The organism is Enterobacter cloacae complex sp. HYC033_NIDB, assembly GCF_056673335.1.
This window is the reverse complement of sequence record NZ_CP115123.1, coordinates 3,851,054-3,875,534: the sequence shown is the minus strand read 5'-3', so window position 1 is coordinate 3,875,534 and position 24,481 is coordinate 3,851,054. Positions and strand designations below refer to the sequence as shown.

The 24,481-nt window shown below is 55.8% G+C and carries 21 protein-coding genes; 20 read left to right on the top strand and 1 reads right to left on the bottom strand.

The window, feature by feature from the left end:
- Positions 1-240 precede the first annotated feature (240 nt).
- From udk to asmA, 3 genes are all read left to right on the top strand, one after another.
- Complete coding sequence (gene udk, locus O1721_RS18650; protein WP_000130320.1) at positions 241-882, top strand: uridine kinase; 642 nt, start codon at positions 241-243, stop codon at positions 880-882.
- A gap of 91 nt (positions 883-973) precedes the next feature.
- Positions 974-1,555: a dCTP deaminase gene (dcd, locus tag O1721_RS18645; RefSeq protein WP_006811250.1), complete on the top strand. Its 582-nt coding sequence runs from the start codon at positions 974-976 to the stop codon at positions 1,553-1,555.
- A 23-nt stretch (positions 1,556-1,578) separates the two neighbouring features.
- Positions 1,579-3,429: an outer membrane assembly protein AsmA gene (gene asmA / locus O1721_RS18640; protein ID WP_032103510.1), complete on the top strand. Its 1,851-nt coding sequence runs from the start codon at positions 1,579-1,581 to the stop codon at positions 3,427-3,429.
- Between the two features lie 90 nt (positions 3,430-3,519).
- On the opposite strand, the gene O1721_RS18635 is transcribed toward asmA, so the two are convergent.
- Positions 3,520-5,103 carry a TerC family protein gene (locus tag O1721_RS18635; RefSeq protein WP_032648873.1) on the bottom strand — a complete coding sequence of 528 codons (1,584 nt, stop codon included), beginning with the start codon at positions 5,101-5,103 and terminating at the stop codon, positions 3,520-3,522.
- Between the two features lie 693 nt (positions 5,104-5,796).
- Here O1721_RS18635 and O1721_RS18630 point away from each other — a divergent pair.
- The 17 genes from O1721_RS18630 to wzxC all read left to right on the top strand — a co-directional run bounded on the left by O1721_RS18630 (position 5,797) and on the right by wzxC (position 24,471).
- Entirely contained in the window at positions 5,797-6,933 is a 1,137-nt protein-coding gene (locus O1721_RS18630) for a polysaccharide export protein (RefSeq protein ID WP_003862079.1), read from the top strand.
- A 6-nt stretch (positions 6,934-6,939) separates the two neighbouring features.
- A complete protein-coding gene (wzb, locus tag O1721_RS18625) occupies positions 6,940-7,383 on the top strand; it encodes a low molecular weight protein-tyrosine-phosphatase Wzb (RefSeq protein ID WP_003862078.1) in 444 nt (147 codons plus the stop codon).
- Positions 7,384-7,385: 2 nt separating this feature from the next.
- Positions 7,386-9,548 carry a tyrosine-protein kinase Wzc gene (gene wzc, locus O1721_RS18620; RefSeq protein WP_015572374.1) on the top strand — a complete coding sequence of 721 codons (2,163 nt, stop codon included), beginning with the start codon at positions 7,386-7,388 and terminating at the stop codon, positions 9,546-9,548.
- 110 nt (positions 9,549-9,658) lie between these two features.
- Positions 9,659-10,501 (top strand): colanic acid biosynthesis glycosyltransferase WcaA, encoded by an 843-nt coding sequence (gene wcaA / locus O1721_RS18615; RefSeq protein WP_017383272.1) that lies wholly within the window; start codon positions 9,659-9,661, stop codon positions 10,499-10,501.
- Positions 10,501-10,992: a colanic acid biosynthesis acetyltransferase WcaB gene (gene wcaB / locus O1721_RS18610; RefSeq protein ID WP_003863505.1), complete on the top strand. Its 492-nt coding sequence runs from the start codon at positions 10,501-10,503 to the stop codon at positions 10,990-10,992. Before wcaA ends, wcaB begins: the two co-directional genes overlap by 1 nt.
- On the top strand, positions 10,989-12,206 hold the full coding sequence (wcaC, locus tag O1721_RS18605) for a colanic acid biosynthesis glycosyltransferase WcaC (RefSeq protein WP_032103508.1): 1,218 nt from the start codon (positions 10,989-10,991) through the stop codon (positions 12,204-12,206). Before wcaB ends, wcaC begins: the two co-directional genes overlap by 4 nt.
- On the top strand, positions 12,181-13,401 hold the full coding sequence (gene wcaD / locus O1721_RS18600) for a colanic acid polymerase WcaD (protein WP_003863508.1): 1,221 nt from the start codon (positions 12,181-12,183) through the stop codon (positions 13,399-13,401). Before wcaC ends, wcaD begins: the two co-directional genes overlap by 26 nt.
- A gap of 16 nt (positions 13,402-13,417) precedes the next feature.
- Positions 13,418-14,164 carry a colanic acid biosynthesis glycosyltransferase WcaE gene (wcaE, locus tag O1721_RS18595; RefSeq protein WP_003863510.1) on the top strand — a complete coding sequence of 249 codons (747 nt, stop codon included), beginning with the start codon at positions 13,418-13,420 and terminating at the stop codon, positions 14,162-14,164.
- A 16-nt stretch (positions 14,165-14,180) separates the two neighbouring features.
- Complete coding sequence (gene wcaF / locus O1721_RS18590) at positions 14,181-14,735, top strand: colanic acid biosynthesis acetyltransferase WcaF (RefSeq protein WP_015572376.1); 555 nt, start codon at positions 14,181-14,183, stop codon at positions 14,733-14,735.
- A gap of 21 nt (positions 14,736-14,756) precedes the next feature.
- Complete coding sequence (gene gmd, locus O1721_RS18585; RefSeq protein WP_003863514.1) at positions 14,757-15,878, top strand: GDP-mannose 4,6-dehydratase; 1,122 nt, start codon at positions 14,757-14,759, stop codon at positions 15,876-15,878.
- 2 nt (positions 15,879-15,880) lie between these two features.
- Complete coding sequence (gene fcl / locus O1721_RS18580; protein ID WP_015572377.1) at positions 15,881-16,846, top strand: GDP-L-fucose synthase; 966 nt, start codon at positions 15,881-15,883, stop codon at positions 16,844-16,846.
- A gap of 2 nt (positions 16,847-16,848) precedes the next feature.
- Positions 16,849-17,328, top strand: a complete 480-nt coding sequence (locus tag O1721_RS18575) for a GDP-mannose mannosyl hydrolase (protein WP_065186924.1) — start codon at positions 16,849-16,851, stop codon at positions 17,326-17,328.
- Positions 17,325-18,548: a colanic acid biosynthesis fucosyltransferase WcaI gene (gene wcaI / locus O1721_RS18570; RefSeq protein WP_022651482.1), complete on the top strand. Its 1,224-nt coding sequence runs from the start codon at positions 17,325-17,327 to the stop codon at positions 18,546-18,548. The genes O1721_RS18575 and wcaI overlap by 4 nt, the downstream gene beginning before the upstream one ends.
- A 3-nt stretch (positions 18,549-18,551) precedes the next feature.
- Positions 18,552-19,988 carry a mannose-1-phosphate guanyltransferase gene (gene cpsB / locus O1721_RS18565; RefSeq protein ID WP_032648868.1) on the top strand — a complete coding sequence of 479 codons (1,437 nt, stop codon included), beginning with the start codon at positions 18,552-18,554 and terminating at the stop codon, positions 19,986-19,988.
- Positions 19,989-20,097: 109 nt separating this feature from the next.
- The gene (gene cpsG / locus O1721_RS18560) at positions 20,098-21,468 is read left to right on the top strand and encodes a colanic acid biosynthesis phosphomannomutase CpsG (RefSeq protein ID WP_032648865.1); all 1,371 of its coding nucleotides are present in this window, start codon (positions 20,098-20,100) and stop codon (positions 21,466-21,468) included.
- A gap of 128 nt (positions 21,469-21,596) precedes the next feature.
- Complete coding sequence (wcaJ, locus tag O1721_RS18555) at positions 21,597-22,991, top strand: undecaprenyl-phosphate glucose phosphotransferase (RefSeq protein WP_006811236.1); 1,395 nt, start codon at positions 21,597-21,599, stop codon at positions 22,989-22,991.
- A gap of 1 nt (position 22,992) precedes the next feature.
- Positions 22,993-24,471, top strand: a complete 1,479-nt coding sequence (gene wzxC, locus O1721_RS18550; RefSeq protein ID WP_015572379.1) for a colanic acid undecaprenyl disphosphate flippase WzxC — start codon at positions 22,993-22,995, stop codon at positions 24,469-24,471.
- Positions 24,472-24,481: the final 10 nt, after the last annotated feature.

The following is a 24,481-nucleotide window of genomic DNA, read 5'->3' as shown; positions in this document are numbered from 1 at the left end:
TGAGTGGTCAGATTTTGACTTCATAGACTTATAAAATAGTTACTCTGCGAAGAAGGGTGATGAAATGGCGAAAAACCGCGCGTAAAAATTTCGCTAAAGGCGTGAAACGGCGCTTTTCAGCCCGCCTCGCATAACCTGCGCATTCGACTGGTATCACGCCCCCGAAATCCCTATAATTGCCGCGTTTGACGCTCCGGCGTCGTCCTTCCTTACATCCAGGTTAATCAGGTCGCTAAATTTATGACTGATAAGTCTCATCAGTGCGTCATCATAGGCATCGCCGGCGCATCGGCTTCAGGTAAAAGTCTTATTGCCAGTACGCTTTATCGCGAACTGCGTGAACAAGTGGGTGATGAGCATATCGGTGTGATTCCCGAAGATAGCTATTACAAAGATCAATCCCATCTTTCGATGGAAGAGCGCGTAAAAACCAACTACGACCACCCCAGTGCGATGGATCACAGCCTGCTGTTCCAGCATCTGGAAGCGCTGAAGCGCGGCGAGGCGATTGAGCTGCCCGTCTACAGCTACGTGGAACATACCCGCACCCAGGAAACGATCCGTATCGAGCCCAAGAAGGTGATTATCCTTGAAGGGATTTTGCTGCTCACCGACGCCCGTCTGCGCGAATCTATGAACTTCTCGATTTTCGTCGACACTCCGCTGGATATCTGCCTGATGCGGCGTATTAAACGCGACGTTAACGAACGCGGCCGCTCCATGGACTCCGTGATGGCGCAATATCAGAAAACCGTTCGCCCGATGTTCCTGCAATTTATTGAACCTTCGAAACAATACGCCGATATTATCGTGCCTCGCGGCGGTAAAAACCGTATTGCCATTGATATCTTAAAAGCGAAAATCAGTCAGTTTTTTGAATAAGGCGTGTGAATTGTGTACCGTTCAGAGATAACCTGGTTTTGCCCTGACGCCGTAAGGCTTCAGGGCGCGATGCACGAAAGGAGAAAGTGCCATGCGTCTTTGTGACCGCGATATAGAAGCCTGGCTGGATGAAGGCCGCCTGTCTATCACCCCGCGTCCGCCGGTTGAGCGTATTAACGGCGTGACCGTCGATGTGCGTCTGGGGAATAAATTCCGCACCTTCAGCGGCCACACGGCACCGTTTATCGACCTCAGCGGGCCGAAAGACGAAGTCAGTGCGGCGCTGGATCGCGTCATGAGCGACGAAATCGTCATCGAAGAAGGAGAGGCGTTTTATCTCCATCCTGGCGAACTGGCGCTGGCGGTGACCTTTGAATCGGTCACGCTGCCTGCGGACCTGGTCGGCTGGCTTGACGGACGCTCTTCCCTGGCGCGTCTGGGCCTGATGGTGCACGTCACCGCGCACCGTATCGATCCGGGCTGGTCTGGCCGTATCGTGCTGGAGTTCTTTAACGCCGGTAAACTGCCGCTGGCGCTTCGCCCGGGAATGATGATTGGTGCGTTGAGCTTTGAACCGCTAACCGGCCCGGCAGACCGTCCTTATAACCGCCGTCAGGACGCAAAATATCGCGACCAGCAGGGTGCGGTTGCCAGTCGTATCGATAAAGACTGATCTGTGAGTTCACTGAGGAAGCCATGAGAAGAGTTCTGACAACGCTGATGATTTTGCTGGTGGTGCTGGTGGCTGGCCTTTCAGCGTTGGTGCTGCTGGTTAACCCGAATGACTTCCGGGCCTACATGGTGCGGCAGGTGGAAGCGCGCAGCGGGTATGAACTCAAGCTGGACGGGCCGCTGCGCTGGCACGTCTGGCCTCAGCTCAGCATTCTCTCCGGACGTATGTCCCTCACCGCGCCGGGTGCCGCGCAGCCGCTGGTCACGGCGGATAACATGCGTCTTGATGTCGCGCTCATCCCGCTGTTATCCCATCAGCTCCAGGTAGAACAGGTGATGCTGAAAGGGGCGGTGATTCAGCTTACGCCGCAAACCGAAGCCGTTCGTCAGGCGGATGCTCCGGTCGCACCGCGTGAAAACACCTTGCCTGACGTCCCGTCTGACACCGGCTGGTCGTTCGATATTGGTAATCTGAAAGTTGCCGACAGCGTGCTGGTTTTCCAGCATGAAGATGACGAACAGATCACCGTACGCAATATCAACCTCAGGATGGAGCAGGACGCCAACCATCACGCCACCATGGAGTTCTCCGGGCGGATCAACCGCAATCAGCGCGATCTCAACCTGTCGATGAACGCGAACGTGAACGCCTCTGATTATCCGCACCAGCTGACGGCGGACGTTCAGCAGCTTAACTGGCAGCTGACCGGCGCGGATTTACCCGCGAAGGGGATTGCCGGCCAGGGCACGATGCAGGCGGTGTGGCATGAAGAGCGCAAACAGCTCGAACTGAACGCGCTCAACCTCCAGGCCAACGACAGTGCCCTGAAGGGGCAGGCGAGCGTCACGCTTGATGAGAAACCTAAGTGGGTGCTGGATCTGCAATTCGACAAGCTGAACCTCGAGAACCTGCTTCCGCCCCAATCGGTGAACGCGACCGATGAGGGAGCCACACAGGTGGGGCAAAGCCAGGTCACGCAGTCGCGTCCGGTGATCTCCTCAAATCTCGATCAGCCTGACTACAACGGCCTGCGCGGATTTACCGCCGACATTCTGCTGAAAGCGAACAGCGTGCGCTGGCGTGGGATTGATTTTACTGACGTCAGCAGCCAGATGTTCAACCACAACGGCCTGCTGGTCATCTCCGAGCTCAGCGGAAAAATGGGAGCAGGGAACCTCTCCCTGCCGGGCTCGCTGGATGTACGCAAAGACGTTGCCAGCGCCGCGTTCCAGCCGCGTCTGGAAAACGTTGAGATTGGCACCATCCTGAAAGCCTTTAATTACCCGATTGCCCTCACGGGGCAGCTGTCGCTGGCAGGGGATTTCTCTGGTACGAAGATTGATGCGGACGCTTTCCGTCGTAGCTGGCAGGGGCAGGCGCACGTTGAGCTGAAAGATTCGCGCATGGAAGGGCTGAACTTCCAGCAGCTGGTGCAGCAGGCGGTAGAGCGCAGCAGCAGCGTGAAAGCGAATGAAAACTACGACAGCGCAACCCGTCTGGACAGCTTTACCAGCGAGCTTGCCCTCGACAACGGTCAGCTCTCGCTGGACGACATGCAGGGGACTTCGTCACTGCTGGCGCTGACCGGAACCGGCGCGCTGGATCTGGTGAAAGAGACGGCAGACACCCGCTTCAACGTCCGCGTGAAGGCTGGCTGGGAAGGCGAAGGCCAGCTTGTGGAGTTCCTGAAAGAGACGCCGATACCGCTGCGCGTGTACGGAAAATGGCAGGAGTTGAATTACAGTTTGCAGGTCGATCAGATCCTGCGGAAGCACCTTCAGGATGAAGCGAAACGTCGGCTGAATGACTGGGCGGACCGCAATAAAGAGTCTCAGTCAGGTAAGGACGTGAAAAAGCTGCTCGATAAGCTGTGATGCCTGTTGTGCCGGGTGGCGGCTTTGTCTTACCCGGCCTATAACAGCCAGACACCGTAGGCCGGGTAAGCGAAGCGCCACCCGGCTTTTTTACACCTCAAAATCCATCTCATCTTCACCGCGCAGCGGTATCAGCTGCACCTTCTGCACGCGATGGCTCTCTACCTGCAAGGTTTTGATCATGTAATCCCCCACCTGGACCTCTTCGCCCGGCTGCGGAATACGTTGCAGATATTCCATCAGCAAACCGGCGATGGTGTGGTATTCGCGCTTCTCATCCAGCGGAAGCGGAACGAACTGCACCAGATCTTCGAGCGGCATATGGCCGTTGGCGGTCCAGCTGCCGTCGGCGTTTTTCTGAATATCGTGACGCGCATCGATCTCATCCACCTCATTAGGCAGATTACCGGCGATGGTTTCCATCACGTCGCTGAGCGTTACCAGCCCTTCCACAGAACCAAACTCATCAACGACAAACGCGAAGTGGGTACGAGCGTTGCGGAACTGCTCCAGCGCGGAGAGCAGCGGCAGCGCTTCCGGGAAGACCAGCGGCTGGCGCACCAGCGCCCGCAGGTTGAGCGGCTCGCCATGGAGCTGCTGTTGCAGGAGGTCAATCACGTGTACCACGCCCAGCAGCTCTTCTTCCTCTTCACCGCCGGTCACGACCACGCGGGTGTGCTGGTTTTTATCCAGCAGGGCGCGGATCTGCTCTTCCGGCGCCGTCAGGTCAATATGCTCAATGTCATGGCGGGAGGTCATGATACTGCTCACCGAGCGCTGGTTGAGGTTAAGCACGCGCTCTATCATCCGGCGTTCCTGCGGGTTGAAGATCTGCCCGTCGCTGTGGTCGGCAAGCATCGCCGCGGATTCAGCATCCAGCTCGGCATCCTCTTTTTTGCCGCTCAGCAGGCGCATCACCGTATCTGCGGTGCGCTGTCGTAATGTCTGGTTCGCGGAGAGAAAACGGCGACGGTTGAAAATGGCTAGCTGGTTGAGAAACTCAATCAGCACCGAGAAACCAATGGCGGCGTACAGATACCCTTTCGGGATATGGAAGCCAAAACCATCCGCCACCAGGCTAAAGCCAATCATCAGCAGGAAGCTCAGACAGAGGATGACGATAGTCGGGTGACTGTTCACAAAGCGCGTCAGGGCTTTGCTGGCGAGCACCATCAGGGTGATGGCGATGATCACGGCGGCCATCATCACCGCCAGATGGCCAACCATCCCGACGGCCGTGATCACGGAGTCGAGAGAAAAGACGGCATCCAGCACCACTATCTGCGCGACCACCGGCCAGAATTTTGCACCGCGTCGCTGGGTGGGGTTTTCACTGTCTTTTCCTTCCAGCCGCTCATTAAGCTCAACCGTGGCTTTGAACAGCAGGAACAATCCGCCGAAAAGCATGATCAGGTCGCGGGCGCTAAAGCTCAGACCCTGCACGCTGAATAAGGGTTTGGTCAGCGTCACCAGCCAGGAGATTGAGGCCAGTAACAGCAGACGCATCACCATGGCGAGCAGAAGACCCGTCACGCGGGCGCGGTCGCGTTGTGAAGGGGGTAATTTATCGGCAAGGATGGCGATAAACACCAGGTTATCAATGCCGAGCACTAATTCGATGACGACCAGCGTCACCAGCCCGGCCCAGATTGATGGATCGGCAATCCATTCCATAATAAATGCAATACCTTCTGTTATATGACTAATGTCACACTTCGATCATGGATAAAGCCGACGGAAATTGCAATGCCGGGGTGAGATTTCTCTTAATGCTACACTCTGGTAAACCCCATTTGCCGGGCGGTGTAAATAAGTTAATTGCGAAGATTTAATTACACAAGTCGATATTTAGGAAATATCGCAATAAATGGTCCGGCGATCTATTTTGTCAATATAAAGAAAATCCGAAAACCTTAAAACTTTGCTCTTAATATTAATCTTAAAAACGAATATTAGGACGGTTGTCTCCTTGCCTGCTATTAGGTTAGCTGCAACAATTCTTCCAGCATCAAATGTTAAATCTCCTTGTTGCTATTTTTGTTTCGGTCTTTGGTGAAGGTTATACATTATCAATCGCCCCTGTGAGGCGTTTGATATATTTCGCAAAAGGCCTTATCCAAGAGGGTGTCTAACCATAACGCATTGTTTAGTCAGTGGATTGGTAACTGAAAGCCAAGGGCGGTAGCGTGCCTGAAAGCGTGTGAATCAGCCTCAATTATTCTGTCAATAGCCAATGGATGAATAAGCTTTTTTTAGGACTGATGCCAGTTATATTGCTAAATGATTAACTGCATTCTGATTGTCACCACGACCCGCGCTTATTTTAATTGCACAGGATAATTACTCTGCCAAAGTGATAAATAATCAATGATGAAATCCAAAATGAAATTGATGCCATTATTGGTGTCTGTGACCTTGATGAGTGGTTGCACGGTCTTTCCCGGCAGCAATATGTCGACAATGGGCAAGGATGTGATTAAACAGCAGGATGCTGATTTTGATCTCGACAAAATGGTGAATGTGTATCCATTAACCCCACGTCTGGTGGAACAATTACGCCCACGTCCAAATGTTGCTCAGCCAAATATGTCTCTGGACCAGGAAATTGCCTCTTACCAGTATCGCGTGGGTCCGGGTGACGTCATTAATGTGACCGTCTGGGATCACCCTGAACTGACCACGCCTGCGGGCCAGTACCGCAGCTCAAGCGACACCGGTAACTGGGTACAGTCCGATGGCACCATGTTCTATCCCTACATTGGCAAAGTGCACGTCGCGGGCAAAACGCTTGCTGAGATCCGTAGTGATATTACCGGCCGCCTGGCGCAGTACATTGCTGACCCGCAGGTGGACGTTAATATCGCCGCGTTCCGATCCCAGAAAGCCTATATCTCTGGCCAGGTCAATAAATCCGGCCAGCAGGCGATCACCAACGTCCCGCTCACCGTTCTCGATGCGATCAATGCCGCAGGCGGCTTAACCGACGGCGCTGACTGGCGCAACGTGGTGCTGACCCACAACGGCAAAGAGCAGCGCATTTCGCTTCAGGCGCTGATGCAAAACGGCGACCTGACCCAGAACCGCCTCCTTTATCCGGGCGACATTCTGTACGTGCCGCGCAACGACGATCTGAAAGTGTTCGTGATGGGTGAAGTGAAGAAACAGAGCACCCTCAAGATGGACTTCAGCGGTATGACCCTGACCGAAGCGCTGGGCAATGCGGAAGGCATCGATCTGACCGCCTCCAACGCCAGCGGTATCTTCGTGATCCGTCCTATCAAAGGCGAGAACGCGAAGGGCAAGATTGCCAACATCTACCAGCTGGATATGTCCGACGCGACGTCGCTGGTCATGGCAACGTCGTTCCGTCTCCAGCCGTACGATGTGGTCTATGTCACCACCGCGCCGGTTGCCCGCTGGAACCGTCTGATCAACCAGTTGCTGCCTACCATCAGTGGCGTTCGCTACATGACGGATACGGCGAGCGACGTTCATAACTGGTAAGCCGCGATGTTTAACAAAATTCTGGTGGTGTGCGTGGGGAACATTTGCCGCTCCCCCACGGCTGAAAGGCTGTTGAAAAATTACCAGCCTGCGTTAACGGTCGACTCCGCAGGGCTGGGCGCGCTGGTCGGAAAAGGTGCCGACGAACGTGCCGCAAGCGTTGCCCTTGAGCATAACCTCTCACTCGACGGGCACGTTGCCCGTCAGGTCTCTGGCCGGATGTGCCGGGAATATGACCTGATCCTCGCGATGGAAAAACGCCACATTCACGCGCTGTGCGATATCGCACCGGAGATGCGCGGCAAGGTGATGCTGTTTGGTCACTGGGATGGTGAGCGCGAAATTCCCGATCCGTATCGCAAGAGCCGCGAGGCCTTTGAGGCGGTATACACCTTACTAGACCAGTCTGCCCGTCAGTGGGCGCAGGCACTGAAAGCTCAGCAGGGATAACAATGACAGAAAAAACAAGACCTTCTGCCGCCCCGACGTCGGGCAGTGATGAAATCGATATCGGTCGCCTGGTCGGGACCGTTATTGAAGCGAAATGGTGGGTGCTGGGTATTACCGCCATCTTTGCCGTGGCGGCGATCGTTTATACGCTGTTCGCGACGCCTATTTACAGCGCCGACGCGCTGGTGCAGATCGAACAAAATACCGGAAACTCGCTGGTTCAGGATATCGGCTCGGCGCTGGCCAACAAGCCGCCGGCATCGGAAGCCGAAATTCAGCTGATTCAGTCGCGCCTGGTACTGGGCAAAACGGTTCACGATCTGGGGCTTGATATCGCGGTCACCAAAAATACCTTCCCGGTGTTTGGCGCAGGCTGGGATCGCCTGATGGGGCGCAGTAACGATACGGTAAAAGTGACTGACTTCGTGATCCCAAAAGGGGCAGGGGACCAAACCTTTACCCTGACCGTGCTGGGACCAAAACAGTATCAGCTGACCAGCGACGCGGGCTTCAGCGCACGCGGTGAGGTGGGGCAGATGCTGACCAAAGAGGGCGTCAGCATCAAGGTCAGCGCAATTCAGGCGCATGAGGGCGGGGAGTTTACGGTCACCAAATTCTCGACGCTCGGGATGATCAACAACCTGCAAAACAACCTGACCGTCACCGAAAACGGCAAGGACACCGGCGTCCTGAGCATGACATTCACCGGTGAAGACAAGGATCAAATTCGCGACATCCTCAATAGCATCACCCGCAACTATCTGGAGCAGAACGTTGAGCGTAAGTCAGCGGAAGCTGCAAAAAGCCTGGCGTTTCTCAGTAAACAGCTGCCGGAGGTGCGCGCCCGTCTGGATGACGCTGAGAACAAGCTGAACGCGTACCGTCAGGACAAGGATTCCGTCGATCTGCCGCTGGAGGCGAAATCGGTTCTCGACTCCATGGTGAATATTGATGCGCAGCTGAACGAGCTGACCTTCAAAGAGGCGGAGATTTCCAAGCTCTATACCAAACGTCACCCGGCGTACCGCACGCTGCTGGAGAAACGTCGTACCCTGGAAGAAGAGAAGGCGAAGCTGAATGACCGCGTGACCGCGATGCCGAAGACGCAGCAGGAAATTGTACGCCTGACGCGTGATGTGGAATCCGGCCAGCAGGTTTACATGCAGCTGCTGAACAAACAGCAGGAGCTGAAAATCACCGAAGCCAGCACCGTCGGCGACGTGCGTATCGTTGACCCGGCGATTACCCAGCCGGGCGTGCTGAAGCCGAAGAAAGCGCTGATTATTCTCGGCAGCATTATTCTCGGCCTGATGCTTTCCATCGTCGGCGTGCTGCTGCGCTCGCTGTTTAACCGCGGTATCGAAAGCCCGCAGGTGCTGGAAGAGAACGGGATCAGCGTGTACGCCAGCATCCCGCTCTCCGAGTGGCAGAAGTCCCGTGACAGCGTCAAAACCGTTAAGGGCGTCAAGCGCTACAAGCAGAGCCAGCTGCTGGCCGTGGGTAACCCGACCGACCTGGCGATTGAAGCGGTGCGCAGCCTGCGTACCAGCCTCCATTTCGCCATGATGCAGGCCAAAAACAACGTCCTGATGATGACCGGTGTCAGCCCGTCAATCGGTAAAACCTTCGTCTGCGCCAACCTGGCGGCGGTGGTGAGCCAGACCAACAAGCGCGTGCTGTTGATCGACTGCGATATGCGTAAGGGCTACACCCACGAGCTGCTGGGCACCAACAACGTTAACGGTCTGTCGGAAATCCTGCTCGGTAAAGGGGAAATCAGCGAGAGCGCCAAGCCGACGTCGATTCCGAAATTTGACCTGATCCCGCGTGGCCAGGTGCCGCCGAACCCGTCTGAACTGCTGATGAGCGAGCGCTTCACGCAGCTGATTGAGTGGGCGAGCAAAAATTATGACCTGGTGCTGATCGATACCCCACCAATTCTGGCGGTCACCGACGCTGCCGTGGTAGGGCGTCATGCGGGCACCACGCTGATGGTTGCACGCTATGCGGTGAACACCCTGAAGGAAGTGGAAACCAGCCTGAGCCGCTTTGAGCAGAACGGTATTGAGGTTAAGGGGGTCATTCTGAACTCCATCTTCCGCCGCGCGACCGGGTATCAGGATTACGGCTACTACGAGTACGAATACAAGTCTGACAGTAAATAATAATCCCCCTCATCCTAACCCTCTCCCCAGGGGGGAGAGAGGACTGCATGGTGCAGCTTTTCTCCCTCTCCCTCCGGGAGAGGGTCGGGGTGAGGGATAAGGGGAAGACCATGACCACACAACGCCCTTTGATTTCTATCTATATGCCGACATGGAATCGTCAGCAGCTGGCGATCCGCGCGATTAAATCGGTCCTGCGTCAGGATTACGATAACTGGGAACTGATTATCGTGGATGACTGTTCCTCCTCTTACGAACAACTGCAAAAGTTTGTTGAAGACCTGAACGACCCGCGCGTGGTGTACACCCACAACGCCATCAACTCCGGGGCGTGTGCGGTGCGCAACCAGGCGATTATGCAGGCGAAAGGGCAGTATCTGACCGGTATCGACGACGATGACGAATGGACGCCAAACCGTCTGTCAATCTTCCTGTCGCACAAAGCGCAGCTGGTGACCCACGCGTTTCTGTATGCCAATGACTATGTCTGCCAGGGCGAGGTCTATTCGCAGCCGGCCAGCCTGCCGCTGTATCCGAAATCACCGTATTCCCGCCGCCTGTTCTACAAGCGCAACATTATCGGCAATCAGGTGTTTACCTGGGCATGGCGCTTTAAGGAGTGCCTGTTCGATACCGAGCTGAAGGCCGCGCAGGATTACGACATCTTCCTGCGGATGGTGGTGGAGTACGGCGAGCCGTGGAAGGTGGAAGAGGCCACGCAGATCCTGCACATCAATCACGGGGAGATGCAAATCACCTCGTCGCCGAAGAAATTCTCGGGCTACTTCCATTTTTACCGCAAGCACAAGGACAAGTTTGACCGTGCCAGCCGGAAGTATCAGCTCTTCACCCTGTATCAGATCCGTAATAAGCGCATGAACTGGCGCACGCTGCTGACGCTGCTGTCGGTACGTAACGGCAAGCGTCTGGCTGACGGGCTTCGGGGGAAATAATGTTTCTGGAAGATTGCCGCGCTAACAGCTGGAGCCTGCGCCCGTGCTGCATGGTTCTGGCCTACCGTATTGCGCACTTTTGCTCGGTGTGGCGCAAAAAAAATGTGCTGAACAATATCTGGGCCGCGCCGGTGCTGGTGCTGTACCGCATCATCACCGAATGCTTTTTTGGCTATGAAATTCAGGCCGCTGCCACCATTGGCCGCCGCTTTACCATTCATCACGGCTATGCGGTGGTCATCAACAAGTTCGTCGTCGCGGGTGATGATTTCACCATTCGCCACGGGGTGACAATCGGCAACCGCGGGCCAGACAGCCTGGCCTGCCCGGTGATTGGCAATAACGTCGAGCTGGGCGCCAACGTGGTGATGATCGGGGACATTACCGTGGGCAATAACGTGACAATTGGCGCAGGCAGCGTGGTGCTGGACAGCATTCCGGACAACGCGCTGGTGGTGGGCGAGAAAGCCCGCGTGAAGGTGATTAAATGAACATTCTGCAATTTAACGTACGCCTCGCAGAGGGCGGGGCGGCAGGCGTAGCGCTGGATCTGCACCAGCGCGCGCTGCAAAAAGGACTCCAGTCGCGCTTTGTTTACGGTTACGGTAAAGGCGGCAAGAAAAGCGTCAGCCATGATAACTATCCGCAGGTGCTGAAGCAGACGCCACGTCTGACCTCCATCGCCAATATTGCGCTGTTCCGCCTGTTTAACCGCGACCTGTTCGGCAACCTGAATAATCTCTACCGCACCGTCACCCGCACTCGCGGCCCGGTTGTGCTGCACTTCCACGTGCTGCACAGCTACTGGCTGAATCTGGAGGAGGTGGTGGCGTTTTGTGGCAAGGTGAAGGCGCACAAGCCGGATACCCGATTTGTCTGGACGCTGCACGACCACTGGAGCGTGACCGGACGTTGCGCCTTTACCGACGGCTGCGAAGGCTGGAAAGATAACTGCCAGAAATGCCCTACGCTCAGCAACTACCCGCCGGTGAAGGTCGATCGCGCGCATCAGCTGGTTGAGGGTAAGCGTCAGCTGTTCCGCGATATGCTCTCGCTCGGCTGCACCTTTATCTCCCCAAGCCAGCACGTGGCGGACGCTTTTAATAGCCTGTACGGAGCAGGGCGCTGCCAGATCATCAACAACGGTATTGATGTGGCAACGGAAGCGATCCTGGCCGAACTGATGCCCGTAGCCGTTACCCCCGGTAGGCCGAAAATTGCGGTCGTCGCCCATGACCTGCGCTACGACGGCAAAACCAACCAGCAGCTGGTGCGCGACATGATGGCGCTCGGCGACAAAATTGAGCTGCATACCTTTGGCAAATTCTCGCCGTTTGATGGCGCTAACGTGGTGAACCACGGGTTTGAAACCGACAAGCGCAAACTGATGAGCGCGCTGAACGGTATGGACGCGCTGGTGTTCAGCTCCCGCGTGGACAACTACCCGCTGATCCTGTGCGAAGCGCTCTCCATCGGCGTACCGGTGATTGCCACCCACAGCGACGCCGCGCGGGAAGTGCTGGAGAAATCCGGCGGTAAAACCTTCAGTGAAAATGAGGTGCTGCCGCTGGTGCAGTTGTCGAAGGCCGATATCGCGCAGGCTGTTTTTGGCACGGACCTGGAATCGTTCCGCAACCGTAGCCGCAAAGCGTACAGTGGACAACAGATGCTGGAGGAGTATGTCTCGTTCTATCAGAATCTGTAGTTATCTGCTGCTGCCGCTGATCTACCTGCTGGTCAACGTCAAGATTGCCCAGCTCGGCGAAAGCTTCCCGATCACTATCGTCACCTTCCTGCCGGTTCTGCTGTTGCTTTACGTTGACAAGCTTAACCTCAAAAAGCTGATGATTGCGCTGGGCATCGGGTTTGGTCTGACGGCGTTTAACTACATCTTTGGTCAGTCGCTGGACGCCAGCAAATATGTCACCTCCACCATGCTGTTTGTTTATATCGTTATCATTATTGGCATGGTGTGGAGTATTCGCTTTAAAACTATTTCTCCGCACAATTATAGGAAAATCCTCAGGTTCTTTTATATTGTCGTCGGGCTGATTGTTGTGCTTGCGGCAATGGAGATGGCGCAAATTATTCTCACAGGCGGCAGCAGCCTGATGGAAATAATTTCGAAATATCTTATATACAGCAACAGCTATGTACTGAACTTCATTAAGTTTGGTGGCAAGCGTACAACCGCGCTCTATTTTGAACCGGCGTTTTTTGCTCTGGCATTAATCTCAATTTGGCTCAGCATCAAACAGTTCGGTATCAAAACCCCCAAGACCGATGCTATGATTCTTGCAGGAATCGTTCTGTCAGGGTCGTTCTCCGGGGTAATGACGTTTATTCTGTTTTACCTGCTGGAGTGGGCGTTCCAGTACCTGAACAAAGAGGCGATTAAGAAAAAACTGCCGCTGGCGATAATCTCTCTGACGGTATTTTTAGTGGGCGTAATATTTGCGTTTCCGTACATTTCTGAACGTCTGGGTGATTTGGGAACGGAAGGTTCGTCGTCCTATTATCGCATCATTGGTCCACTGGTGATGGTGGGTTATTCCTTAACCCATATTGATGGCGTAGTAAGATTCGGCTCACTTTACGAATATGTTGCATCATTCGGAATCTTTAACGGTGCGGATGTCGGTAAAACCATAGACAATGGTCTGTATCTGTTAATTATCTATTTTTCCTGGTTCGCCGTACTGTTGACACTGTGGTATCTGTTTAAAGTTTTCAAAATGATGATTAACGCGTTTGGTGATAACCAGAACTTTCGCGTGCAACTTTATCTGTTCACACCGGTGTCGTTGTTTTTTACCGGGTCAATATTTAGCCCGGAATATGCATTCTTAATTGTATGTCCGTTTATTTTGCGCAAAGCGCTGAATATTACGAGCGTATGACGAAATGAGGTGATTTATGTTTCTTAGCGTCATTACTGTCGCCTTTCGTAACTACGAAGGGGTGGTAAAAACCTGGCGCTCGCTGCGCAACCTGGCGCGCGATCCGAGCCTCACCTTTGAGTGGATCGTGGTCGATGGCGGCTCGAACGACGGCACGGCGGAGTTCCTGGAAAAACTCAACGGTGAGTTCAACTTACGTTACATCAGCGAGAAAGATAAAGGCATTTACGATGCCATGAATAAAGGCATCAACATGGCGCAGGGGCGTTACGCCATCTTCCTCAATTCCGGCGATGTGTTCCATGAAGATGTGGCGCTGTTTGCCCGTCAGCTGGCGCGCCAGAAAGAAGATGCCATGTTTATTGGTGATGCGCTGCTTGATTTCGGCGAGGGGAAAAAAGTGCTGCGCGGCGCGAAACCAGGCTGGTATATCTACCACAGCCTGCCGGCCAGCCATCAGGCTATTTTCTTCCCAATGAGCGGCCTGAAAAAACAGCCTTACGATTTGCGCTATAAAGTGTCATCAGATTATGCCCTGGCGGCCAGCCTGTACAAATCTGGCTACCCGTTCCGTCGAATTAAAGGACTGGTATCTGAATTTTCAATGGGTGGTGTGTCAACCTCGAATAATCTGGAACTGTGCCAGGATGCCAAAAACGTGCAGCGTAAAATATTACGCGTGCCGGGGTTCTGGGCGGAATTATCTTATTTCTTACGTCTGAAAACGACGGGTAAAGCGAAAGCCTTATATAACAAAGCCTGAGATATAAGGAAACGTAATGCAGGAATTAAATGGATTCTCCGTGCCGAAAGGTTTTCGGGGCGGGAGCGGTATTAAAGTTCAACTGTGGTGGGCTGTACAGGCAACGTTATTTGCCTGGTCGCCGCAAATACTGTACCGCTGGCGCGCATTTTTGCTGCGTCTGTTTGGCGCAAAAATAGGAAAAAACGTAGTCATTCGACCTTCGGTGAAAATTACTTATCCCTGGAAATTAACGCTTGGGGATTACGCCTGGGTTGGGGATGACGCGGTGTTATATACCCTTGGCGAGATTACGATTGGCGCAAATTCGGTGGTTTCACAGAAGTGTTATTTGTGCACCGGCAGCCACGATTTTATGAGCCCGCATTTTGATATTACCGCTTCGCCTGTTGTGATCGGTGAAAAATGCTGGCTGGCAACAGACGTCTTTGTTGCACCCGGTGTTTCTGTTGGCGATGGCACGGTAGTCGGTGCCCGCAGCAGCGTTTTTAAATCGCTTCCGGCAAATAAAATTTGCCGTGGCAACCCCGCAGTGGTGATACGCGAACGCGTTGAAACTGAAAAACTTTGATAAGTACAGAGGAATATAAACATGTCTAAAGTCGCTCTCATCACCGGCGTTACCGGACAAGATGGTTCTTACCTGGCAGAATTGCTGCTGGAAAAAGGGTATGAAGTTCACGGTATTAAGCGTCGTGCCTCTTCATTCAACACCGAGCGTGTCGATCACATTTACCAGGATCCGCATGCGGCAAACCCGAAATTCCATCTGCACTACGGCGACCTGACCGATACCTCCAACCTGACCCGCATCCTGCAAGAAGTACAGCCGGATGAAGTGTACAACCTGGGGGCAATGAGCCACGTTGCGGTATCCTTCGAGTCCCCGGAGTACACCGCTGACGTGGATGCGATGGGTACGCTGCGTCTGCTGGAAGCGATTCGCTTCCTTGGTCTTGAGAAGAAAACCCGCTTCTACCAGGCATCTACCTCTGAGCTGTACGGTCTGGTGCAGGAAATTCCGCAGAAAGAAACCACGCCGTTCTACCCACGTTCTCCGTACGCTGTGGCGAAACTGTACGCTTACTGGATCACCGTGAACTACCGTGAATCCTACGGCATGTACGCCTGTAACGGCATTCTGTTCAACCACGAATCTCCGCGTCGCGGCGAAACCTTCGTGACCCGCAAAATCACCCGCGCGATCGCCAACATCGCTCAGGGCCTGGAGTCTTGCCTGCACCTCGGCAACATGGATTCCCTGCGTGACTGGGGCCATGCGAAAGACTACGTGAAAATGCAGTGGATGATGTTGCAGCAGGAACAGCCAGAAGACTTCGTGATCGCGACCGGCGTGCAGTACTCCGTGCGTCAGTTCGTTGAGATGGCTGCGGCACAGCTGGGCATCAAGCTGCGCTTCGAAGGCACCGGCGTGGAAGAGAAGGGTATCGTTGTTTCCGTGACCGGCCACGACGCACCGGGCGTGAAGCCAGGTGACGTGATTGTCCAGGTTGATCCGCGTTACTTCCGTCCTGCTGAAGTGGAAACCCTGCTGGGCGACCCAACCAAAGCGCACGAGAAGCTGGGCTGGAAACCAGAAACCACCCTGCAAGAAATGGTATCCGAGATGGTGGCCAAAGATCTTGAAGCAGCGAAAAAACACTCCCTGCTCAAGTCTCATGGCTACGAGGTTGCCATCGCGCTGGAGTCCTGAGAATGACAAAACAACGTATTTTTGTCGCCGGTCATCGCGGAATGGTGGGTTCCGCGATTGTTCGCCAGCTGGAACAGCGCGGCGACGTTGAGGTGATTGTTCGCACCCGCGACGAGCTGAACCTGCTTGACAGCAAAGCGGTGCAGGACTTCTTCGCCAGCGAACGTATCGACCAGGTGTATCTGGCGGCGGCGAAGGTGGGCGGCATTGTCGCTAACAACACCTACCCGGCGGATTTCATCTACGAGAACATGATGATTGAGAGCAACATCATTCACGCGGCGCATCTGCACAACGTGAATAAGCTGCTGTTCCTCGGCTCATCCTGTATCTACCCGAAAATGGCGAAGCAGCCGATCGCCGAGAGCGAACTGTTGCAGGGCACGCTTGAAGCCACCAACGAGCCGTATGCGATTGCCAAAATTGCCGGGATCAAGCTGTGTGAATCCTACAACCGTCAGTATAACCGCGACTATCGCTCGGTGATGCCGACCAACCTGTACGGACCGCACGACAACTTCCACCCGAGCAATTCGCACGTGATCCCGGCGCTGCTGCGTCGTTTCCACGAGGCGACTGCCGAAAACGCCCCGGACGTGGTGGTGTGGGGCAGCGGTACGCCAATGCGTGAGTTCCTGCACGTGGACGACATGGCGGCGGCCAGCATTCACGTCATGGAGCTGGATCGCGAGGTGTGGCAGGAAAACACCGAGCCGATGCTGTCGCACATTAACGTCGGGACCGGCGTGGACTGCACCATTCGCGAGCTGGCGCAGACCATCGCGCAGGTGGTGGGCTACAAAGGACGCGTGGTGTTTGACGCCACCAAACCGGACGGCACGCCGCGCAAGCTGCTGGACGTGACCCGTCTGCATCAGCTGGGCTGGTATCACGAGGTCTCACTGGAGCAGGGGCTGGCCAGCACCTACCAGTGGTTCCTGGAAAACCAGCACCGCTTCCGGGGGTAATGATGTTTTTAAGTCAGGAAGATTTTGCCACGGTAGTGCGTTCCACTCCGCTGATCTCAATCGATTTGATCGTGGAGAATGAACGCGGCGAGTTCTTGCTGGGGAAACGAACCAATCGTCCTGCACAGGGCTTCTGGTTCGTGCCCGGCGGGCGCGTGCAGAAGGATGAGACGCTTACCGATGCGTTTGAGCGTCTCACTCTGGCGGAACTGGGCCTGCAACTGCCGATGGCAGCGGGCCAGTTTTACGGGGTCTGGCAGCACTTCTATGACGATAACTTTTCAGGCACCGGGTTCACCACGCACTACATCGTGCTGGGGTTCCGCCTGAAGGTGAGTGAGGCAGACCTGCGTCTGCCTGATTCTCAGCATGACGATTACCGCTGGTTAACGCCAGAGGCGCTGCTGGCAAGCGACAACGTCCATGACAACAGTCGGGCGTACTTCCTTGCGGAACGTCAGGCCGAGGTGCCAGGTCTATGAAAATCCTCGTCTACGGAATTAACTACTCGCCGGAGCTTACCGGTATCGGGAAATACACCGGCGAGATGGTCGAGTGGATGGCGAGCCAGGGACATGACGTGCGGGTGATTACTGCCCCGCCGTATTACCCGGAGTGGAAGGTAGGCGAACGCTATTCCAGCTGGCGCTACCGCCGCGAAGAGGGCGCCGCGACCGTCTGGCGCTGCCCGCTCTACGTGCCGAAACAGCCCTCGACGCTGAAACGTTTAATTCATCTGGGCAGCTTTGCCCTGAGCAGTTTCTTCCCGCTGATGGCGCAGCGTCGCTGGAAGCCGGATCGCATCATCGGCGTGGTGCCGACGCTGTTCTGTACGCCAGGCATGCGCCTGCTGGGCAAACTCTCCGGCGCGCGCACCCTGCTGCACATTCAGGATTATGAAGTGGACGCCATGCTCGGGCTGGGGATGGCCGGGAAAGGCAAGGGCGGCAAGGTGGCGAAGCTCGCCAGCGCCTTTGAGCGCAGCGGCCTGCACAACGTGGATTACGTCTCGACCATTTCGCGCTCAATGATGAACAAGGCGCAGGAGAAGGGCGTCCCGGCGGAAAAAGTGATCTTCTTTCCGAACTGGTCCGAAGTGGCGCGCTTCCGCGATGTGACAGACCAGGATGCGCAGGCGTTACGCGCGCAGCTCGGGTTGCCTGCTGAGCAAAAAATCATTCTTTACTCAGGCAACATCGGCGAAAAACAGGGGCTGGAGAGCGTGATTGACGCCGCGCTTCAGCTGAGCGAACACCCGTGGATGTTCGTGATAGTCGGGCAGGGCGGCGGTAAAGCGCGGCTGGAAAAAATGGCCAGCGAGCGCGGACTGACCAACATCCGCTTCTTCCCGCTTCAGTCTTATGACGCGCTGCCCGCGCTGCTGAAAATGGCGGATTGCCATCTGGTGGTGCAAAAACGCGGCGCGGCGGATGCGGTGCTGCCGTCCAAGCTGACCAACATTCTGGCAGTGGGCGGAAACGCGGTGATTACGGCAGAAGCCGCAACAGAATTAGGCCAGCTGTGCAACAGCTACCCGGGCATTGCCGTTTGCGTGGAGCCGGAATCGGTTCCTGCGCTGGTGACCGGAATTGAGCAGGCACTCGCCATGCCAAAAGAGAACACGGTGGCACGTGAATATGCCGAACGCACGCTCGAGAAAGAGAACGTGCTGAGCCAATTTATTGCAGATATACGGGGATAAATCATGAGTCAAACCACTTTGTATCCGGTCGTAATGGCGGGTGGATCCGGGAGCCGGTTGTGGCCACTGTCCCGCGTGCTTTATCCAAAACAATTTCTGTGCCTGAAAGGCGACCTCACCATGCTGCAAACGACGGTTAACCGTCTGCACGGCGTGGAGTGTGAAAGCCCGGTGGTGATCTGTAACGAACAGCACCGCTTTATCGTTGCCGAGCAGCTGCGCCAGCTGAACAAACTGACCGAAAATATCATTCTGGAGCCTGCCGGACGTAACACGGCGCCTGCCATTGCCCTTGCGGCGCTGGCGGCAAAACGCAGCAGCCCGGACTGCGACCCGCTGATGCTGGTGCTGGCGGCTGACCACGTCATCCAGCAGGAAGAGGCCTTCCGCGATGCGGTACGCGCCGCGATTCCTTACGCTGAGAACGGCAAGCTGGTGACCTTCGGCATCGTGCCGGATCTCCCGGAAACCGGCTATGGCTATATTCGCCGCGGCAGCGTTACGCCGGGTGAAGGCGACAGCGTGGCCTTTGACGTGGCGCAGTTTGTCGAAAAACCGAATCTGGAAACCGCGCAGGCGTACGTCGCCAGCGGTGAATACTACTGGAACAGCGGTATGTTCCTGTTCCGCGCCGGTCGCTACCTGGAAGAGCTGGAAAAATATCGCCCGGATATCTTAAGCGCCTGCGAAAAAGCGATGGCGGTGGTGGATCCGGATCTCGATTTTATCCGCGTGGACGAAGAAGCTTTCCTCGCCTGTCCGGAAGAGTCCATTGACTATGCGGTGATGGAACGTACGGCAGATGCGGTAGTGGTACCGATGGATGCGGGCTGGAGCGACGTCGGCTCCTGGTCGTCACTGTGGGAGATTAGCGCGCATACCCCGGAGGGTAACGTCCATCACGGGGATGTGATCAGCCACAAAACGGAAAACAGCTACGTCTACGCCGAATCTGGCCTCGTCACCACGGTAGGGGTGAAGGATCTGGTGGTCGTGCAGACCAAAGACGCGGTGCTGATTGCCGACCGTAATGCCGTGCAGGACGTTAAAAAAGTGGTGGAGCAGATCAAGGCCGATGGCCGCCACGAACACCATATTCACCGCGAAGTCTACCGCCCGTGGGGCAAATATGACTCCATCGACGCCGGCGAGCGTTACCAGGTGAAACGCATCACCGTGAAGCCGGGAGAAGGGCTGTCGGTGCAGATGCACCATCACCGCGCCGAACACTGGGTGGTGGTGGCGGGGACCGCCAAAGTGACCATCGACGGTGAAGTGAAGCTGCTCGGTGAAAACGAGTCCATTTATATTCCGCTGGGCGCCACGCACTGTCTGGAAAACCCGGGGAAAATTCCGCTCGACTTAATTGAGGTGCGTTCCGGCTCCTATCTGGAAGAGGACGACATCATCCGCTTCCAGGATCGCTACGGGCGCGTGTAGCACTCCGCATCATGCCCGGTGGCGCTGCGCTTTCCGGGCCTACGAATGACAAAAATAAATTTGGCCATTACATGGTCAGGGCCAACTGTTGCCTGAAAAAGGGGTCATCATGGAAAAATTAACCTGTTTTAAAGCCTACGATATTCGCGGCAAGCTGGGCGAAGAGCTGAACGAAGACATTGCGTGGCGCATCGGCCGCGCGTACGGCGAATACCTGAAACCACAAACTATCGTGCTGGGCGGCGACGTGCGTCTGACCAGCAAATCCCTGAAGCTGGCGCTGGCGAAAGGGCTACAGGACGCGGGCGTCGATGTGCTGGACATTGGCCTTTCCGGTACCGAAGAGATCTATTTTGCCACCTTCCACCTTGGCGTGGACGGCGGTATCGAAGTGACGGCCAGCCATAACCCGATGGACTACAACGGCATGAAGCTGGTACGCAAGGGCGCGCGTCCTATCAGCGGCGACACCGGCCTGCGTGACGTGCAGCGTCTGGCCGAGGCCAACGACTTCCCACCGGTGAATGAAGCCACACGCGGCAGCTATAAGCAGATTAACCTGCAAAAAGAGTACATCGACCACCTGCTGGGCTACATCAACGTGGCGAACCTCAAACCGCTGAAGCTGGTGATTAACTCCGGCAACGGCGCGGCAGGCCCGGTTGTCGATGCACTTGAAGCCCGCTTTAAGGCGCTGAACGTGCCGGTGACCTTCGTCAAAGTGCACAACACGCCAGACGGCAACTTCCCGAACGGTATTCCTAACCCGCTGCTGCCGGAGTGCCGCGACGACACCCGCAACGCGGTGATTGAGCACGGCGCCGATATGGGTATCGCCTTTGACGGCGATTTCGACCGCTGCTTCCTGTTCGACGAGAAAGGGCAGTTTATCGAAGGCTACTACATCGTTGGCCTGCTGGCGGAAGCGTTCCTCGAGAAAAACCCGGGGGCGAAAATCATTCACGATCCGCGTCTTTCCTGGAACACCGTCGACGTGGTGAAGGCCGCGGGCGGCGAGCCGGTGATGTCCAAAACCGGCCACGCGTTTATCAAAGAGCGTATGCGTGAGGAAGACGCCATCTACGGCGGCGAGATGAGCGCCCACCACTATTTCCGTGATTTTGCTTACTGCGACAGCGGGATGATCCCGTGGCTGCTGGTGACTGAGCTGCTGTGCCTGAAAGGGAAGAGCCTGGGCGAACTGGTGCGCGACCGCATGGCGGCGTTCCCGGCGAGCGGGGAGATCAACAGCAAACTGGCGCAGCCCGCTGAGGCCATTGCCCGCGTAGAGCACCACTTTGCCATTCATGCGCTGGAGATTGACCGTACCGACGGTATCAGCATGGCGTTCCCGCAGTGGCGCTTCAACCTGCGCTCCTCCAATACCGAGCCGGTGGTGCGCCTGAACGTGGAGTCCCGCGCCGATACCGCGCTGATGGAAGCCCGAACGAAGGACATTCTGGCGCTGTTGAATCAGTAAAAAGAAAACCTTACCCCTCACCCTAACCCTCTCCCCAAAGGGGAGAGGGAACTTGAACACCCTCTCCCCTTTGGGGAGAGGGCCGGGGTGAGGGGCGAGGGGTAAGGTTTAGAACTAAAGGAACAACGATGACAAATCTAAAAAAGCGCGAACGAGCGAGAACGAATGCATCGTTAATCTCTATGGTGCAGCGTTTTTCTGATATCACCATCATGGTCGGCGGACTGTGGGCGGTGTGTTGGGTCAGCGGGCAGTCGTTCTTATACATGCACTTGCTGATGGCGTTGATTGCGCTGGTGGTGTTTCAGATGATCGGCGGCATGACCGATTTTTATCGTTCATGGCGCGGCGTCAAAATGACCACCGAACTGATGCTGCTGCTCCAGAACTGGACCTTAAGCCTGGTTTTCAGCGCAGGGCTGGTGGCGTTCAGCCATGATTTTGATAACCGTCTTGTGACCTATCTCTGCTGGTATCTGTTAACCAGCATTGGCATGGTGGTCTGCCGCTCGCTGATCCGCTTTGGCGCGGGCTGGCTGCGCAACCGCGGGTATAACCGTCGCTTCGTTGCCGTAGCGGGCGACCTGCCGGTGGGGCAGGTGTTGCTCGACAGCTTCCGCAAAGAGCCGTGGTTAGGTTTTGAAGTGGTCGGGATTTATCACGATGCGAAGCCCGGCGGCGTGCCGTCCGACTGGGCAGGTAACTACGAACAGCTTATTGACGATGCGAAAGCCGGCAAAATTCATAACGTCTACATCGCCATGCAGATGAAAGATGAATCCCGCATCAAGAAACTGATGCGCGAGCTGGCGGATACCACCTGCTCGGTGATCCTCATCCCGGATGTCTTCACCTTCAATATTCTCCACTCCCGTATTGAAGAGGTGAACGGGGTACCGGTTGTTCCACTGTACGACACGCCGCTGTCGGGGATTAACCGCGTGCTGAAGCGCGTGGAAGATATCGTCCTTTCGTCCCTGATCCTGCTGCTCATCTCCCCGGTGCTGTGCTGCATTGCGCTGGCGGTGAAGCTCAGCTCGCCGGGGCCGATCATCTTCCGTCAGACCCGCTACGGCATGGACGGTAAGCCGATCATGGTGTGGAAATTCCGCTCCATGAAGGTGATGGAGAACGACAAGGTGGTGACCCAGGCGACGCAGAACGATCCGCGCGTCACCCGCGTGGGTAACTTCCTGCGTCGTACCTCGCTCGATGAGCTGCCGCAGTTCATCAACGTGTTCACCGGCGGGATGTCCATCGTCGGGCCTCGTCCTCACGCCGTGGCCCATAACGAGCAGTACCGTACCCTGATCGAAGGCTACATGCTGCGCCATAAGGTGAAGCCAGGCATCACCGGCTGGGCGCAGATCAACGGCTGGCGCGGCGAGACCGACACGCTGGAAAAAATGGAAAAACGTATCGAGTTCGATCTGGAATACATCCGCGAGTGGAGCCTCTGGTTCGATATCAAGATTGTTTTTCTGACCATTTTCAAAGGTTTCGTGAACAAAGCGGCGTACTAAGATGAGCTTACGAGAAAAAACCATCAGCGGCGCGAAATGGTCAGCCATGGCCACCATCGTCATTATTGGCCTCGGCCTGGTGCAGATGACGGTGCTGGCGCGCATTATCGATAACCACCAGTTTGGTCTGCTGACCGTCTCGCTGGTGATTATCGCCCTGGCCGATACGCTGTCGGACTTTGGTATCGCCAACTCCATTATCCAGCGCAAAGAGATCAGCCATCTGGAGCTGACCACCCTCTACTGGCTGAACGTCGGGCTGGGTATCTTCGTCTTTGTGCTGGTGTTCCTGCTGAGCGATGTGATTGCCGGCGTGCTGCATAACCCGGACCTGGCGCCGCTGATGCGCACCCTGTCGTTCGCTTTCGTGGTGATCCCGCACGGGCAGCAGTTCCGCGCGCTGATGCAGAAGGAGCTGGAGTTCAACAAAATCGGCATGATTGAAACCAGCGCCGTACTGGCGGGCTTTACCTTCACTGTGGTCAGCGCCCATTTCTGGCCGCTGGCGATGACCGCCATCCTCGGCTACCTGGTTAACTCTGCCGTGCGCACGCTGCTGTTTGGCTTCTTTGGCCGTAAGATTTATCGCCCGGGGCTGCATTTTTCGCTGGCGTCTGTTTCATCCAACCTGCGCTTCGGCGCGTGGCTGACGGCAGACAGCATTATCAACTACGTGAATACTAACCTCTCCACGCTGGTGCTGGCGCGTATTCTGGGCGCGAGCGTCGCGGGTGGCTACAACCTGGCGTATAACGTCGCGGTTGTCCCGCCGATGAAGCTCAACCCTATCATTACCCGCGTGCTGTTCCCGGCGTTCGCCAAAATTCAGGACGATACCGAAAAGCTGCGCGTGAACTTTTACAAGCTGCTCTCCGTCGTGGGGATCATCAACTTTCCGGTGCTGCTGGGGCTGATGGTGGTTGCCAGCAATTTCGTACCGCTGGTGTTTGGCGAGAAGTGGAACAGCATCATCCCGATCCTGCAACTGCTGTGCGTCGTGGGGCTGCTGCGCTCGGTGGGGAACCCGATTGGTTCTCTGCTAATGGCGAAGGCGCGCGTGGATATCAGCTTCAAGTTCAACGTGTTTAAAACTTTTCTGTTTATTCCGGCAATTATTGTGGGCGGCCACATGGCGGGCGCCATTGGCGTGACGCTCGGCTTCCTGCTGGTGCAAATCGTCAATACCGTGCTGAGCTACTTCGTGATGATCAAACCGGTGCTGGGCTCCAGCTACCGTCAGTACATCCTCAGCCTGTGGCTGCCGTTCTATCTCTCCTTACCGACGCTTGCGGTGAGCTACGGCCTGGGCGTGGTGCTCAACGGGCATCTGCCGCTGGCGGCGCTGCTTGCGGTGCAGGTCGCGGCAGGCGCGCTGGCGTTCGCCGTGATGATTGTGCTGTCACGCAATGCGCTGGTGGTCGAGATGAAGCGCCAGTTTTGCCGTAACGAAAAAATGAAAACGCTGCTTCGCGCAGGCTAATTTTACGAGG